The organism is Bacteroides intestinalis, assembly GCF_003464595.1.
Taxonomy (GTDB): domain Bacteria; phylum Bacteroidota; class Bacteroidia; order Bacteroidales; family Bacteroidaceae; genus Bacteroides; species Bacteroides intestinalis_A.
This window is the reverse complement of record NZ_QRZF01000015.1, coordinates 107,849-124,894: the sequence shown is the minus strand read 5'-3', so window position 1 is coordinate 124,894 and position 17,046 is coordinate 107,849. Positions and strand designations below refer to the sequence as shown.

Below are 17,046 nucleotides of genomic sequence, written 5' to 3'. Positions count from 1 at the left end.
AGATACACAGAATGAAGAATTTTATGAACTTTAAGTTTGTAGTTTTATGTGCCTTGGCGCTGATGACCGGTTCTGCCGTTTATGGACAAGACAACGTGATTGACGAGGTAGTTTGGGTAGTGGGCGACGAGGCTATATTGAAGTCTGAAGTGGAAGAAGCACGTATGAGTGCTGCTTACGAAGGACGCAAGTTTGACGGCGATCCTTACTGCGTGATTCCGGAAGAAATAGCTGTGCAGAAGCTGTTTTTGCATCAGGCTGCTCTCGATAGTATCGAAGTACCTGAAAGTGAAGTTATCCAGCGTGTGGACTATATGACGAATATGTATATCGCCAATATCGGTTCGCGTGAAAAAATGGAAGAATACTTCAATAAGACATCCAGCCAGATTCGTGAGACTTTACGTGAAAATGCACGCGAAGGTCTGAAGGTGCAGAAGATGCAGCAAAAACTGGTGGGCGAGATTAAGATTACTCCGGCAGAAGTACGTCGTTACTTCAAAGACCTGCCACAGGATAGTATCCCTTATATCCCTACCCAGGTAGAGGTGCAGATCATCACACAGCAGCCAAAGATCCCTTTGGATGAGATTGAAGATGTGAAAAGAAAACTGCGTGAGTATACCGAGCGTGTGAATAAGGGAGAAAGTTTCTCTATGTTGGCACGTTTGTATTCTGATGACCGCGGTACGGCTATCAATGGTGGTGAAATGCCATTTACAGGACGTGGATACTTGGACCCCGCATTTGCAAATGTGGCTTTCAACTTGCAAGACCCGAATAAGGTTTCCAAGATTGTAGAGTCTGAGTACGGTTTCCACATTATCCAGCTGATGGAAAAACGTGGTGACCGAATCAAGGTGCGTCATATCTTACTGAAGCCTCATGTGCCGGAAGAAGCATTGATGGCAGGTACTGCCCGTCTGGATTCTATTGCAGATGATATCCGTAATGGTAAGTTCTCTTTTGAGGAAGCTGCTTCTGTACTTTCGCAAGATAAAGATACACGCAACAACCATGGTTTGTTGCCTAATCCTAACAATAATACTTCCAAGTTCGAGATGCAGGAACTTCCGCCCGAGATTGCCAAAGTGGTAGATAATATGAAAGTAGGAGAAATCTCCACAGCATTTACTATGATTCCGCAAAAGACCGGTAAAGAAGAGTGTGTGATTGTGAAACTGAAAAGCCGCATCAACGGCCACAAAGCTACAATTTCAGAAGACTATCAGAATCTGAAAGAAATCGTTTTGGAAAAACGTCGTGATGAAATGCTGGATAAGTGGATTCGTGAAAAGCAGAAACATACGTACGTACGTATCAACGATAACTGGAAGAACTGTACATTCAAGTATCCGGGTTGGGTTAAAGACTGATTCCGGATGATACATTGATTCTTTTTGTATGCAGAAAAAAAATACAAGAACTAATTTTCTGAACAGGCATAGATTCCTTCTCGCAGGCCTTCTATGCCTGTTTGGTGTCTGTTTACTGAGCGCTCAAGATAAGAAAAAAGAACCGGAAAAGAAGAAAACCCGGGTCGATTTGCTTTATGCTGAAGAGGCACAGGCGGACAAAGTGTTACATCCGGATATCCAGATACTGATCCGGTCGGTGAAGTTGCGTCACGACAGCATGTATATGTATTGTGACAGTGCGTTGATCTACGAAAAGACAAATTCGGTAGAAGCGTTTGGTAATGTTCGTATGGAGCAGGGAGATACGCTTTTTATCTATGGAGATTATCTGTATTATGACGGTATGGCACAGTTGGCCATGATTCGTGAAAATGTCCGTATGATCAACCGAAATACTACCTTGACTACTGATAGTTTGAACTACGACCGTTTGTATAATCTGGGTTACTACTTTGAGGGCGGTACATTGACTGATGAAGAGAATGTACTGACGTCTGAGTGGGGGGAATATAGTCCGGCAACGAAAATTTCTGTATTCAACCATGATGTGAAGTTGGTGAATCCGAAATTCATATTGACTTCGGATACCTTGAAATATAGCACTGCAACTAAGATAGCCACGATTCTGGGGCCTTCGGATATCGTGAGTGATAATAATCACATCTACTCTGAACGAGGATTTTATAATACTACTACTGAACAAGCTGAACTTCTGGATCGCTCCGTGTTGACTAACGAAGGTAAGAAGTTGACAGGTGACAGCATTTTCTACGATCGTGTATTAGGATATGGCGAAGCATTTGAGAATGTGCAGATGAATGATACCATCAACAAAAACATGTTGACAGGTAACTATTGTTTCTATAATGAAATAACGGGAAGCGCTCTTGCTACTCAGCGTGCTGTCGCCATTGATTATTCACAAGGTGACAGTTTGTTTATGCATGGTGATACGTTGCGGTTGATTACTTATAATATAAATACGGATTCCATGTATCGTGAAATGCGTGTTTATCATAAAGTCCGTGCTTACCGTACCGATGTACAGGCTGTGTGCGATTCTTTGGTTTATAATTCAAAAGATTCTTGCATGACGATGTATACTGATCCTATTTTGTGGCACGGTTCGCAACAGATATTAGGTGAGGAGATCAAGGCATATATGAATGACAGTACTATAGACTGGGTACATATCATTAACCAGGCTTTTACCATAGAACAGAAAGACTCTATCCATTATAATCAGGTATCGGGTAAAGAGATGAAGGGCTTCTTTGTAGAAGGAGACATGCGTCAGGCTGATGTGAACGGCAATGTGCTGGTTATCTTTTATCCGGTGGAAGAAAAAGATAGTAGCCTGATAGGACTGAATTATGCCGAAGGTAGCTTCTTGCGTATGTTGCTGAAAGATAGACGTATGGAGAAAGGAGCTTTTATTGGTAAAGCTAACGGTACGATGTATCCGATGGATCAGATTCCTGCGGAGAAATACAAATTGCCTACCTTTGCGTGGTTCGATTATATTCGTCCGCGAAATAAGGAAGATATATTTGAATGGAGAGGAAAGAAGGCCGGTCAGCAATTGCAGAAATCAGACCGGAAACCTTTAACTTCACCAAGGAATATGAATATTAAACGAAATAAATAAACGCTATGGGAATGTTCACTATGAGAAAGCCGCGCGGCTTTAACCATCCATACATATATGTGGATGAGCGGAAAGAGAAGTTGGCGAAGATGGAAGAGAGCGCCAAGCGTGATTTGGGGATGTTACCTGAAAAAGAGTTCTCACCGGAAGATATCCGGGGGAAGTTTGTAGAAGGAACTACTCACCTGAAGCGACGCAAGGATAGCGGGCGTAAACCGGTACATCTGGGGGTGATACTGGTTGTTATTGCCTTGCTGATATACTTGTGGTATGCAATAAGTACCGGAATCATTTGATTCTGGTAGTTGCTTTCCTAACTTAACTAATTTAAAAAACAATTTATTGTTCTTATGAGCGACATTATTCATTTGCTGCCCGATTCGGTTGCCAACCAGATTGCTGCCGGAGAGGTGATTCAGCGTCCGGCATCTGTGATAAAGGAATTGGTAGAAAATGCGATTGATGCCGAAGCACAAGAAATACATGTATTAGTGACGGATGCAGGAAAAACCTGTATTCAGGTGATTGATGATGGAAAAGGTATGTCCGAAACGGATGCACGCCTTGCCTTTGAACGCCATGCCACTTCTAAGATAAAAGAAGCAGCCGATTTGTTTGCTTTGCGTACGATGGGATTTCGTGGCGAGGCATTGGCCTCTGTTGCTGCGGTAGCAGAAGTAGAATTGAAAACCCGTACGGCAAATGAAGAACTGGGAACACGGATTGTGATAGCCGGTTCTAAAGTAGAAAGCCAGGAAGCGGTATCTTGCCCTAAGGGAAGTAATTTCTCCATTAAAAACTTATTCTTTAATATTCCTGCCCGTCGTAAATTCCTGAAAGCGAATTCTACGGAACTTAGCAATATCCTTACCGAATTTGAACGCATCGCTTTGGTACATCCCGAAGTGGCTTTCTATTTATATAGTAATGACACAGAACTGTTTAATCTGCCGGCTATGCCGCTTCGGCAACGTATTCTTGCTGTGTTTGGCAAAAAGCTGAACCAGTATTTGCTATCGGTGGATGTGGATACCACCATGGTGAAGGTATCGGGTTTTGTAGCCAAGCCGGAGACGGCACGAAAAAAAGGTGCTCATCAGTATTTCTTTGTGAATGGCCGTTATATGCGTCATCCATATTTCCATAAAGCAGTGATGGATGCTTATGAACAGCTGATTCCGGCTGGTGAGCAGATCTCTTACTTTATTTATTTTGAGGTAGATCCGGCAAATATAGATGTGAATATACATCCCACAAAGACGGAAATCAAATTTGAAAATGAACAAGCGATTTGGCAGATACTTTCTGCATCTGTTAAAGAATCATTGGGCAAATTTAATGCTGTACCATCTATCGATTTTGACACCGAAGGTATGCCTGATATTCCGGCATTCGACCAGACACGCCCGATAGAACCGCCGAAAGTGCATTATAATTCAGACTTCAATCCGTTTAAAACTTCTTCTGCCTCTTCTTATAGCGGTGGCAACTATTCCCGTCCGAAAGTAGACTGGGAAGGATTGTACGATGGGCTGGAAAAAGCCAGCAAAATGAATGCTCCTATGGAAGAAGAACCCTTTGTAGATGAAACAGATTGGGCTTCTGCGCCGGTATCGACTGATATGTCCGAAGAACGTACACCGTATGTACCGGAAACGCAGGCTTCTTCTTCCTTATCTGCACCGTTGTATGCTAATGAGCCGGCAGTGGAAAAGGGGGCGCAGCATTTCCAGTTCAAGGGACGTTTTATTCTGACTTCGGTGAAGTCCGGCTTGATGCTGATAGACCAACACCGGGCACATATCCGGGTATTGTTTGAACGCTATATGAATCAGATCAGTCAGAAGCAGGGAGTGTCTCAGGGCGTTCTGTTTCCGGAAATCGTACAGTTACCGGCTTCGGAAGCTGCTGTGTTGGAAAGCATTATGGAAGACTTCTCGGCAGTTGGCTTTGAATTAACCCCGTTGGGCGGTGGCAGTTATGCTATCAATGGTATTCCGTCTGGCATTGAGGGGCTGAATCCTGTGGAACTGGTACGTAATATGGTACATACAGCCATGGAAAAGGGAAGTGATGTAAAAGAAGAAGTGCAAACCATGTTGGCTTTAACGCTGGCAAAGGCTGCGGCAATCGTATATGGACAAGTACTGAGTAATGAAGAAATGGCTAATTTGGTAGATAGCCTGTTTGCTTGCCCTACTCCAAACTATACGCCGGATGGACGTACTGTATTGTCAACTATAAAAGAAGAGGATATTGAGAAATTATTCTCGCGATAAAGATTAAAGGTAATAACAAAAAATAATCTCTTTCAAAAACCTTTTAGTGGGGATGGTGTTATTTAGTCAGTTATAATAATGAATTTAAATTAACCACTTAACTATTTAGGTATATGAAAAAGATTCTAATGTTGCTGGCTCTGGCCGGCCTGACTTCTGCCGCCTGGGCGCAGAACAGTACAAGTGAAGTTGTAGAGTATGAAGTAATCCAGGTACAGGATAAGTATCAGGTGATAACGAATCCTTTCTGGAGCAATTGGTTCTTCTCTATTGGCGGTGGTGCCGAAGCTACATTTGGTGACAATGATTCAGCCGGAAGTTTTGGCAAACGTATTAGTCCGACGCTGAATGTTTCCGTTGGCAAATGGTTTACCCCCGGTTTAGGATTGCGTTTGCAATATAGCGGTCTTCAAGCGAGAGGTTTTACATATGATGCAGGGGCAGATTATGTAAAAGGTACTCAAATGAAAGACGGTTATTATAAACAGCGTTTTGATTATATGAACCTCCATGCTGATGTGATGTTTAATCTGAATGCGCTTTTCGGTGGTTACAATCAGCATCGTGTTTATGAAATTATTCCTTATGTCGGTGCCGGTTTTACCCACAACTATTCAAAACCTCATCGCGAAGCATTGTCTGTGAATGCAGGTATCATCAATAAATTCCGTATTTCGAATGCGTTCGATATTAATCTGGAATTAAGTGCAATGGGCGTTGAAGATAAATTCGATGGTGAAGTTGGTGGCGATCATGGATATGATGGCGTACTGAGTGCTACAGTCGGTTTGACTTACCGTTTCCCTGCCCGTGGTTTCCGTCGTCCGATGCCGCAGTTGATTTCTCAAATCGAGTTGGCTGCTATGCGGGATAAGTTGGCCGCAATGGGTGCGCAGAATGCACAGTTGAAGAATGCTTTGATACAGGCTCAAAACCAACCGGTAGCCGAAGTTACAGAAACAGAAGTTATTGTTCCGGATCCGGATATCGCACCGCGTACTGTATTCTTCACAATCGGTTCTGCTGAACTGTCTCCGCGTGAAATCATGAACCTGTCTTATCTGGCAGAACAGATGAAGCAGTTCCCGAATGCAACTTACACCGTGAATGGTTATGCAGACTCTGCAACCGGTACTCCGGCATTCAATAAAGAATTGAGCTTGAAACGTGCACAAGCTGTTAAAGATGCACTGGTTAAGAATTACGGTATTGCTGCCGACCGCTTGAATATTGAAGCCGGTGGTGGTGTAGACAAATTTGGTCAGCCAATTCTGAACCGTGTGGTATTAGTAAAATCTGCCAATTAATAGTTCTTTCATAAGCAAGGAAACGCCCTGTCTTCTCGTTAATCTACGGGAGGCAGGGCGTTTCTCTATTTGATAATAGTGCGGAAATTATTCTGCACTGAATTTCTTCACTTGTTCAGCTATCAATTCTGCATCGTCGAAGTAGTTTATCTTCATCGCTTTGCGTACATCGTCCAGTGTGGCAGCAGCAACTTCGCGGGCTTCATCACAGCCTTTCTTCAGCATCTCATAGATGGCAGGTATATCTTTCTCAAACTCTTTACGACGGTTGCGAATCGGTTCCAGTGTCTCCTGCATGATGGAGTTCAGGAATCCTTTCACCTTCATATCACCCAGACCGCCACGCTGATAATGCGCTTTCAGTTCATCGAGATTCGGATAGTCGGGCAGGTAAAGACCGAAGTGTTCGGGACGGCAGAAGGCATCCAGATAAGTGAAGACAGGATTGCCCTCTACTTTACCCGGGTCTTGTACGCGCAAGTGATCGGGATCGGTGTACATGCCCTTTACTTTCTTTTGTATTTCGTCGGCAGAGTCGGAAAGGTAGATACAGTTACCCAGGCTCTTGCTCATTTTGGCTTTTCCGTCTGTTCCGGGAAGGCGCAGACAAGCGGCATTTTCGGGCAGAAGGATTTCCGGTTCAACCAGTGTTTCGCCATAGATATAGTTGAAGCGACGAACGATTTCGCGGGCTTGCTCCAGCATTGGCTCCTGGTCTTCACCTACAGGGACAGTCGTTGCCTTGAAAGCTGTGATATCTGCTGCCTGACTGATGGGGTATGTGAAGAATCCCACGGGAATGCTGGCATCGAAGTTGCGTAGTTGGATCTCGGCCTTCACAGTAGGATTGCGTTGCAGGCGGCTCACAGTTACCATATTCATGAAGTAAAAGCTCAGTTCGCATAACTCGGCAATTTGTGATTGGATGAAGATAGTGCTTTTCTCCGGATCCAGTCCGCAAGCCAGATAGTCAAGGGCCACTTCGATAACGTTCTGGCGTACCTTTTCCGGATTGTCCACATTGTCTGTTAATGCTTGTGCATCAGCAATGAAGACAAATATCTTGTCATACAAGCCGGAGTTCTGTAACTCCACTCTTCTTCTCAATGAGCCTACATAGTGTCCTATGTGCAGGCGTCCTGTTGGGCGGTCGCCCGTGAGGATGATTTTCTCTTTAGTCATATCTATATTAAATTTCTTAGTAATCTTTTTCTTTGGGTTTGTTGCTGGCTGGCAACAAATTAGTTGCAAAGATACCGATAATTTTTTTCTTCGGCAAAAGGATACTATATATAAGGTATATACTTAATGAAGCGTATGGTTGAAAAGCACTATAATAAGTGGAAAGAAGTTTTATTATAAAAGCTTTGAGATAAAATTTATAGAGATTGGTATGATATTGCAAATCGTTTTTTTAGAAAAGAGCGAATTTTGTCACAAAATGAAATATGATGAGCTATTTATTCCTTACCATATGGGGGGTGGTTTCTACTATTATGCTATTTATGAGTATATATCGTTTGATATGTATGCAGAGAAATAATCAAAAGATGTTTAGGAAAGTTGCTGATTTACAGCAAGAAAATGAATTACTAATTTCTTCTCAGAACGAACTAAAATATATTATTTGGAAAACAACTCCGATAGTTCAATACATATTAGCTTTATTAGAACAAGGAGAAAATAAATTTTTGCGTCTTGTTCATCCTTTGTCGAAAGAAGAGTCAGAAGCTTTGATTGTGGCATGTAACAATCGTTTTGAAGGCAAAGTGAATCAATTATTAACTGACTATCCTCAATTATCTTCTGATGACTTGCTTCTTTGCTGCTTCATACGAATGCGGATTCCCATATCGTGTATATCTCTTCTAATGTCCAAAGAAATGGATACAATTTATAAGAAGAAACTCCGAGTAAAGAAAAAAGTTCATTTTGATAAAGTTGGATTAACTTTAGATGAATTCTTGTTTCAAATTTGGTAATTTTCTATTCAGGTCTGTAATGTCCATATGATAAATTTTTATATTGTTTTTATGCCTTGATTTATAGGTTGTTGCATTTATAGATAGGCTGCTCGTGTCCAATCACTTTTCTTTTTATAATTTATACATGATATTAATTTTCCCTATATTGCAAACAAAGAAAACTGTTTAATATATACTATGAGACTCACATCGCTACTGTTCGTAATAATTATCTTGTCCTCTTGCGGCAAAAAGAATTCGGATTTGGAGTATGCTTTAATCCTGAGTGGAGAGAATCGTACCGAACTGGAACAGGTGTTGTCTCATTTTTCTCACAATTCAGCTGATTCTTTGAAGTTGAAAGCTGCAAAGTATCTCATATCTAATATGCCTGGACATTATTCTTATTATGGCTCTTCTTTGGATGCTTATAAAAATGCTGTAGACTCATCAAGTGTATTAAAACGGCTTCCCTGGAGCATTCGTAACATATTCTATCTGTATCCTTATCAGGATGTTTACTCATTAATGGATGTCAAGCGCGTGGAGGATGTGAAGTGTATCACGGCTTCTTATTTGATTTCGAATATAGAAAAGGCCTTCGAGTGCTGGAAATATCCTTGGGCACAACATTTAGGTTTTGATGATTTCTGCGAATATTTATTGCCTTATCGTATAGGCAATGAACCATTGAACAATTGGCGTGATTCATTAGAGGGTGTTTATTGTTCTGTATTGCAAAAAATGCGAGGTGTTGATGAACTCTTCGAATCGCCTTATCAGGCTTGTATGCGATTGAATGATAAATTAATAGAGGAGATGAATCAAGCTCGTTCCGATTCTGTATGTTTTACACATTCTTTGATTGGTACAAAAACTGTAGTTGGGATGAGGTGTTTAGAATATGTTCCTACTGCGGTATTGATTATGCGTTCATTAGGGATCCCTGTATCATTCGAGATGATAGAGCAATGGTCAAGTCGACGAGGGAGACATTATTGGAATGCTGTTTATCATTTTACCGGTCTGAGATATCCTTTTACTGGTTTCGATTCCCGTCCCCGTGGTTTGAATCAGGATTATAAGATGAATAAAGTATATCGTAGGACTTATGCTGCCAATAATCAGACACTTATTCGTCAATATCCTGATGAACCAATCCCGGCTTTCTTTGAAGACCGCTTTGTGAAAGATGTGACGCATGAGTATATGACGTGTTATGACATCACTGTAGATTTGCGATGTCTTCCGGAGGAGAAGCGTGAATATGCTTATTTATGTGTGTTCAATAATGAGCATTGGACACCTGTTCATTATGGACGGATTAATAAAAGTAAGGTCACCTTTACACATGTAGGACCGCAGACGATGTTCATAGCTGGGTATTATATAGATGATAAGATAGTGCCGGCTTCATTGCCTTTTCATGTGAACTTAGATGGAACGGTCACTTATATATCACCTGTTGAAACAGAAAAGATAGCACTAACTATTGTGCGTAAATATCCTTTGCTTCATCGATTTGCTAATTACAGCCGTCATCTTATCGGAACTGCAATAGAGGCTTCTGATTATCCGGACTTCCGAAAAAGTTGATACACTTGGAATTATTTCTCGTGATGCCAACACCCAATACGATTCAATATATACGGATATGAGTATTCCTCCCTATAGATATTTTCGTATCCATCATCCTGCTAATTCCTTACAACTATCCGAGTTGGAAACTTATGATGTAGATACAACGAGATGTTATTATGGAAAGTTATTTTTACCGGAATCTCATCTACTTGCGGGCAAAACATATGATTTGTACAATAGGGATATTACAGATTACGTAGAGATAAAGAATTGGCTTGGTATCGATTTTATGCATCCTGTTAAAATACGAAAGATTAAATACCTTCCTCGTACAGATAGCAATCACATCATGGCAGGTGATGTATATGAATTATTTTTTTATCAGAACTTTACTTTCCAATCACTAGCTGAACAAAAAGCTTTGACTTCGTCACTGACGTTTGAACAGGTTCCAGCTGAAGGCTTGTATTTACTGAAAGATAAGACCCGAGGAACCGAGCATCGTATTTTTACATATAAAGATGGCCAAGTATTCTTTTGGTGAGGAAGTGAATATGTATGTTAAAATAGGGAATGCATTTATTAACTAAAAATGTTTATAATGAAAAAGAATGTTCTTACTTTTATATCCTTTATTATCGGGGTGACAATCTTGTTGGTTGCTTGCTATGAGGAGTTGGATACAGAACGGTCTAAAGAAAATGTTTTTATGACCTATGAAGAGGAAGTGACAGCTGCACGTGAGTTTTATGAGTCAATGAGAGATTCTAAAACGCGTGGTGTGGATGCGGATTTTAAAACAGAATCCGGCATGATTGCGAATATGGAACCTTTATGGGGAAAGCAGTTTGCTTATCGTAGGAAAAATAAGAAAATTCGTACAGTAGAAGCTGTTATGGACGGAAGTAAACGGGTTGTGTTTATGCTGCCTGAAGTCCGTGAAAAATATAAGCAAACCAAAGACTCGCGTTATAAACAGTCTATGACTCGTCTGGTAGTAACAACTGATTTGGGTACAGGGGAGCAACAAGCTTTTACAATGACTATAATGCCTGATTTGGATTATCTTGAAAAGACAAACTTCAAGCCTTTCTATAATACTTATGTGCAAAAAGATAAGGATTTTAGTGGAGTTATACTTTTTCATGAACTGGATGGCTATTTTGCAAATGGATGGCGGTATTCAGATGGTAGGATTACTCATTCTATAGAAGGCACTACTTTTTCAAAAGAAGAAATTGATCGGTATAAAGCGCAAACTCGTGCAACTAAAGAAGAGTGTGGTTTGGTGGATTATTATCAATTAGTTGAAGAATGTAAATTGTGGTGTTATAAGAATGAGTTTATAGAGGTTTGTGAAGAAGACTACTGTTATACTTACTGGGAATATGTGACTTCGAAATGGGAATGTAGAACGGTAGAGGTTAATGAATCTGATGGTGGCTATAAACCACCTGTTGATACCAAAAAGTATGGTGTTCCGGACAGGCTGGCGAGTTTCTTTGAAAAGAATGAGATAGGGAAAGGCATATCAAAATTGGATGAACTGTTTAAAGATATGTTGGATAAGTGCAGATATTCTCAAATGGGTGCCTATATGAGGGAAAATGAGTTTAAAATGCATGGCGTTAGATATAATGGAGATTTGCCTATGGGAGTAAATGGTGGGGTTACTTCTGGAGCATATTTAGAGTTTCGTGATGAATCAGCCTTAAAAAGCACTACTGTCGAACATGAGTTTTTTCATATGTATCAGTATGCGTATGGAGGGCCTGAGTATTGCACCGATGTAGCTAATCGTACAGCAAGAGAATTTGAACGACAAGTCTTTGGAGATATAACTCTATATATAGAAAAAAAAGGACGTTTTGAATCTAAAGAGGATTATACATGGGGATATAATGGATTCCCTTATAGAGAGTGTGAGGCATATCAGGACTGGTTATGTGAAATAACGAATGGCGGAACAGAATTTCCTGCTGAAGTGGATGTTGTTGGCTATCAAAAATGTTTGTCTTATTATTCTCAGTATAATATTGCATCTGGGATTAAAGCCGGATATGAATGTAATGCTTCAAATTTTGAACCGGATTGTGTGAATTATATATTGGGAGTAATGTATGTAAATTGTAAATAGAGGAGGTAAATTATGAAACGATTTTTTTGTTTGATTGTAGTGTTTATGAGCCTTTGTACTGTATCTTTTAGTCAAGAAACCGGATGGCAAATTATTGATACAGTCCGTGTTTCAGGACGTGTGTATAAAGTTAGTGTAAATGATGGTTTATATATATATGAGAATACCCGTGATTCTCTTCGTCATTTGCCCGATAATGTAGATTGGCGCTATTTGGGAGATAATTATCCTGTTTATCCTTCCAACTATGATGAAATGGTAGAAATGATAGTTAAAGAACTTCGTTATAGAATAACCAAACAGGTATGTAATGAAATTGGTCGTTTTATTTTGAACTTTTTTCTTTATGCCGACATGGAGGGTAATATAAAGGAAATAGTGCCCGGTATTCCTGCGAAATTACATCCGTATTTTTCTGTGGTTGATTTTGATAGAGTCATGATGCGTTTACTTAACTGCCGGATATATGTTGATCGTAAAAATCCTGCTTTTGCCAAAGGACGTTGGGTAAGATGTATATTTACTATTGTAGACAGTCAGTGGCTTGAGACTTTGCAGCAATACGAGCCTGAGACTTAAAAAATGTAGTTGATAGATCTTCTGTTATTGTTGATAAATATCGATGTAGAAATTGAAATGTATTGGAACTAAGACTAGATGCAGATGATAAATGGTGAGTGAGGATGGTAATTTCAGAAATGTTTTTTCTGTCTGGATTCACAATCTATACTACTTGTGTAGCATACAGTCATAAAATGGTTTGGACTCTTTTGATGAAAATGTTGGTCTACTTTTTCATTTTAGTCTTTATTTCACTATGGAGGGTAAACTATAAGAAAGTTTTTGTATAAATCGGTGATATTGAAAGATATGAAACGTTTAGTATTTGTTTTTTTATTCCTCTCTATTTAGGAGGATTTGTTTTTGCTCAAAGTAAATGGAATTTTGAGAATGATATAACGGGCACTGAAGACTACGAAGGCTTATGGATATACCAGTCTAATGATACTATTTTTAAATTACGATTGATAAAATGTGCATCTCCCAAAATGAAATGGCACCACTTCTTGGGTGGTTTATATTCTATTTCCATTGGGGGAAAAGAAATTGATAGCACTATGCCTTTAGAGTCGAAATTTTTATCAACCTCATATGATTCAAGAGAATTAGAACGTCTTTTTCGGATAGTGGCAAGAAATCATCGAACAAAAGATATGGAAATAGATTTTAGTTATATGGATTTTCGCATTTGGCTTCCTCGAATGTACAATGGAAAAATGCATGGTAAATATGTTTTTTCTGAAAATACTTTAAAGCTCATATCGCCTGATAAATTAGAGTGGAAAGTCGTTTTGAGTTCAGATCCGAATTTTTATTTATCTCCATCAGATGCTCAGGGAGATCCCCTTTCTTTTGTTTATCCTTTGCTTATGCTATTTTGACTAAGGTTTTGGAGTGAGGATTGGTTATAAATGGATAGTTATGAAACGATTTTTTTTGATGATATATGTACCTATGTAGAGGTTAGAGGAGATATAATGGACAAATATATCCGAATGAAATAGCTTTGACTGAATATAGGGCTTTTCTAAATCTTTATTGGAATGAAAATAGAAATTATGGAAAAGTTAAGGGGTATAATTGTAATGTAAATACATATTCTCCTAATGCATTATATCAAATTTTTAGTTTAGCAAATTCTGAATGTAAATAAAAAGAATATACCATGAAAAACCAAGTTTTACTGATAGCCATTCTATCTATTGTCATAGGTACTACAATTAAAGCTCAGACTTGTAGTATTGTAAAGAGTGTTGGAAAAAATACTTATTTAATAGAAGTTGGAGAAGTATTTACTACTATTTATAATCAGAACGATTCTTTACGTTTACTTGATTGCAATTATGAGTGGGATTATATAAGTCACGATATGAATGTTGAATTTTGCAACTATGATAGTTATAGGAAAATTTTTCATGATGTTCTATATCCAAGACTTAAACGACATTTGGATCCTCAAACTGAAAATGTTATACTTTTCCATTTTAGCCTTTATTTTACTATGGAGGGTACATTGGAAGAGGTTGTTTTTTCGTATAGATCGGCGATATTGAAAGATATAATACGTTTAAAAGATGTCGATGAATTTTGTACGAAATTAAAAAATAGTGATGTGCGCTTGTTGAATAAAGATAGGTATCATAGGGCGTATATCAATGGAAGATGGATTTGTAGTGAATTGTATTGGAATGTTCTTTCTTTCCAAAATATGTCTTCTTTTCACGAGAGGCCTCAAAAGGTCAATTAGTACGACCTTAATAAATGAAAAAGAACTAAAAATATCACTTACCACCATCAGCCACTCAGAGAAATCCTCCCTCTTTTGTTTATCCTTTACCTGCTTATGCTATTCTTACTAAGGTTTTGGACGGGGAGTAGAGTAAAGGGGATGTGAATAAGAATAATTAATTAAATGAGTAAAGAATGATTTTAATATAACTGAGAAGTAATGAAAAAATTAGAGTTACTTTGGGGATTTTTGGGACTTTTATTCGTTTTCTATCCACGTTCAGTTTCCTTTTATTCATATTTTCTAGTGCAGTATGAATATCTCCTTTATTCAGGTTGTTATTTTATGATCTGGTTCTGCTTAATATTTAAAAGGAATTTAGATGTAGGGCAAGAAAAAGTTACTTCATGGAGATGGATGGATTCTTTTTTTGTATTGCTGATGTTGTACTTGTTTGTTTGCGCTTGTGTGAACTTTAAAGAAAATGGTTTTATCATATTGCAATTAGGAGTTGCTATACTTGGTTATTATTGTTTTAGAAATATCCCTAAGAATCATTTTGTGTGGTATGTAGTCGCTTTTTGGGTAGCTGGAGGAATTCAGGTTATTTATTCTTTATATACGCAAGCTGATTACTTCTTGTTATCAGAGAAATGGAGTCGGATATATGGTTCTTTTCTAAATACTTCGGTATGGGGTAACTATTTAGCTTTGTTGTTGATGATGTCTTTAGGATTAATAGTGTGGGTGAAAAAGCAGTATCTATTATTATTGTTGCTTCTATGTATATCACTTGGTCTTTTATTGTTGCAAAGTGATTCGCGTACAGGTTGGTTAGCGGTGTTGATAGGATTGACAGGGGGAGCATATTGGATGTATCTGTCTAAAGGAAGGATACGGCTGAAAAAAGTGCATCTGCTTTTAACAATATTGTCTCTTTCATTATTTATATCGGTACTATGTTACACCTTTTATTTATATAAGAAAGATTCTGGTGATGGCAGACTACTTGTATGGCGTGTATCCTATGAAATGGTGAAAGATGCTCCTTTACTTGGACATGGGGTAAATGGATTTCGTCAGAACTATATGTACTATCAAGCTTCATTTTTTAAAAAGCATCCTATGCATAAGTGGCGGATGCTGGCAGATGATAGTAGTTTTACCTTTAATGAATATATAAGGTTTATTGTAGAACATGGTACTATAGCTGGTTTTCTCTTCTTTTCTTTATGCTTGTATGTTTTGTTGAAACGGACTAATAATAAAGAACCAAAGGTCGCTCTTTCAAAAATACTATTGTTGAGCTGGGGGATTGTTGCCTTCTTTTCTTATCCATTCTTTATGTGGCAGTTTGTTGTTATTCTGTTATTTATTGTGGCTGGTATAGGCGGTGGGGATATAATATATGTACTACATAAGAATGGCTTTATACGAAATGTCTATAGATTCGGATTGCTTGTTTGGGTAGGGATAATGCTTGGGGGAGGTGTTCTGTATGGCAAGAAAACGCAGATGCTGTTTAATCAGGGAAAAAACTTATACGCGGCACGAAACTATACTGGAGCTAAAGATGCATTGAAATGTTCTTTTATATATTTTCCCGATTACAATACGGCTATGTTGATAGGGGAAGTTTATGATGAACTACAAAGGAGTGATTCTGCTGAATATTATTGGCGGATGGCATCTGATATGATTCCTTATAGAGTCGTACCTCATTTCCGTTTATTTAAATTGTATCAGAAAACCGATATAGAGAAAGCCTATAGAGAAGCCTTGCAAATTAGGAATATGCCAGTTAAGGTATATGCTCCCCATCTCAATGAAATATATAAAGAGGTGGATGACTTCTTGAAAGATTATTGCTTTCATTGTTTTTCCTGAAGAAAAGCATTTACCTTTGCGGGATAATTTAATAAAAGTGTATTATGAATACAGATTTTGATTATGAAATAGTCCCTCATGGCTATGCTCATTGCTTCAACGACAACTGCTCTAAAGCCAGTAGCTGTCTGCGTCATTGGGTCGCACAGCATTGTACTGCCAATGTTCCTCTCATTACAATTCTAAGTCCGGCTTGTTTTCCTGCCACTTCTGTCGGATGTGCTTATTTCGCTCCTATTCGGAAAATGCGTGTGGCATGGGGTGTGAAAAACCTCTTTGGTAACCTTCCTTACAATAAAGCCTCCGATGTCCGTAATCAGATTATTGCTTACTTTGGCCGTACGCACTATTACCGAATCTATCGGAAAGAACGTTTTATCTCTCCTGAAGACCAGCAAGTTATAGCTCGTATATTCGCTAATAATGGTATTGCTGAGACGCCCATTTTTGATTCATATTCAGAAGTCTATAAGTGGTAATTTGTTTCCCAGCATGAAATATATTGTTTCTCGGTGTGAAACAAATTGTTTCATGC

The 17,046-nt window shown here is 38.8% G+C and carries 15 protein-coding genes; 14 read left to right on the top strand and 1 reads right to left on the bottom strand.

The genetic code is table 11. The features are described from left to right. Nucleotides 1-11 precede the first annotated feature (11 nt). From DWW10_RS18605 to DWW10_RS18585, 5 genes are all read left to right on the top strand, one after another. A complete protein-coding gene (locus DWW10_RS18605; RefSeq protein ID WP_118223484.1) occupies nucleotides 12-1,376 on the top strand; it encodes a peptidylprolyl isomerase in 1,365 nt (454 codons plus the stop codon). A gap of 28 nt (nucleotides 1,377-1,404) precedes the next feature. Continuing rightward, a complete protein-coding gene (locus DWW10_RS18600; RefSeq protein WP_022392353.1) occupies nucleotides 1,405-3,066 on the top strand; it encodes an OstA-like protein in 1,662 nt (553 codons plus the stop codon). A gap of 5 nt (nucleotides 3,067-3,071) precedes the next feature. Next, nucleotides 3,072-3,362, top strand: a complete 291-nt coding sequence (locus DWW10_RS18595; RefSeq protein ID WP_118223486.1) for a hypothetical protein — start codon at nucleotides 3,072-3,074, stop codon at nucleotides 3,360-3,362. A 54-nt stretch (nucleotides 3,363-3,416) separates the two neighbouring features. Next, nucleotides 3,417-5,345, top strand: a complete 1,929-nt coding sequence (gene mutL, locus DWW10_RS18590) for a DNA mismatch repair endonuclease MutL (protein WP_022392351.1) — start codon at nucleotides 3,417-3,419, stop codon at nucleotides 5,343-5,345. Nucleotides 5,346-5,458: 113 nt separating this feature from the next. Beyond that, nucleotides 5,459-6,652, top strand: a complete 1,194-nt coding sequence (locus DWW10_RS18585; protein ID WP_022392350.1) for an OmpA family protein — start codon at nucleotides 5,459-5,461, stop codon at nucleotides 6,650-6,652. Nucleotides 6,653-6,739: 87 nt separating this feature from the next. Here DWW10_RS18585 and trpS read toward each other — a convergent pair whose 3' ends face one another. Next, the gene (trpS, locus tag DWW10_RS18580) at nucleotides 6,740-7,834 is read right to left on the bottom strand and encodes a tryptophan--tRNA ligase (RefSeq protein WP_118422045.1); all 1,095 of its coding nucleotides are present in this window, start codon (nucleotides 7,832-7,834) and stop codon (nucleotides 6,740-6,742) included. A gap of 347 nt (nucleotides 7,835-8,181) precedes the next feature. Here trpS and DWW10_RS18570 point away from each other — a divergent pair, with 347 nt between their 5' ends. From DWW10_RS18570 to DWW10_RS18530, 9 genes are all read left to right on the top strand, one after another. After that, the gene (locus DWW10_RS18570; RefSeq protein ID WP_118487237.1) at nucleotides 8,182-8,634 is read left to right on the top strand and encodes a hypothetical protein; all 453 of its coding nucleotides are present in this window, start codon (nucleotides 8,182-8,184) and stop codon (nucleotides 8,632-8,634) included. A 246-nt stretch (nucleotides 8,635-8,880) separates the two neighbouring features. Further along, nucleotides 8,881-10,212, top strand: a complete 1,332-nt coding sequence (locus DWW10_RS18565; protein WP_147350477.1) for a hypothetical protein — start codon at nucleotides 8,881-8,883, stop codon at nucleotides 10,210-10,212. A 58-nt stretch (nucleotides 10,213-10,270) separates the two neighbouring features. Further along, nucleotides 10,271-10,741: a hypothetical protein gene (locus DWW10_RS18560; protein WP_022392345.1), complete on the top strand. Its 471-nt coding sequence runs from the start codon at nucleotides 10,271-10,273 to the stop codon at nucleotides 10,739-10,741. Between the two features lie 57 nt (nucleotides 10,742-10,798). Beyond that, entirely contained in the window at nucleotides 10,799-12,334 is a 1,536-nt protein-coding gene (locus DWW10_RS18555) for a hypothetical protein (protein ID WP_118422043.1), read from the top strand. Nucleotides 12,335-12,346: 12 nt separating this feature from the next. Next, complete coding sequence (locus DWW10_RS18550; RefSeq protein WP_022392344.1) at nucleotides 12,347-12,913, top strand: hypothetical protein; 567 nt, start codon at nucleotides 12,347-12,349, stop codon at nucleotides 12,911-12,913. A gap of 272 nt (nucleotides 12,914-13,185) precedes the next feature. Further along, nucleotides 13,186-13,776: a DUF6705 family protein gene (locus DWW10_RS18545; RefSeq protein ID WP_310592502.1), complete on the top strand. Its 591-nt coding sequence runs from the start codon at nucleotides 13,186-13,188 to the stop codon at nucleotides 13,774-13,776. Nucleotides 13,777-14,060: 284 nt separating this feature from the next. Next, complete coding sequence (locus DWW10_RS18540; RefSeq protein WP_022392341.1) at nucleotides 14,061-14,642, top strand: hypothetical protein; 582 nt, start codon at nucleotides 14,061-14,063, stop codon at nucleotides 14,640-14,642. 201 nt (nucleotides 14,643-14,843) lie between these two features. Further along, complete coding sequence (locus DWW10_RS18535; RefSeq protein ID WP_022392340.1) at nucleotides 14,844-16,511, top strand: O-antigen ligase family protein; 1,668 nt, start codon at nucleotides 14,844-14,846, stop codon at nucleotides 16,509-16,511. 44 nt (nucleotides 16,512-16,555) lie between these two features. Beyond that, nucleotides 16,556-16,990, top strand: coding sequence for a DUF6078 family protein (locus DWW10_RS18530; protein WP_022392339.1), 435 nt, complete (start codon nucleotides 16,556-16,558; stop codon nucleotides 16,988-16,990). The last annotated feature ends 56 nt before the right edge of the window (nucleotides 16,991-17,046 follow it).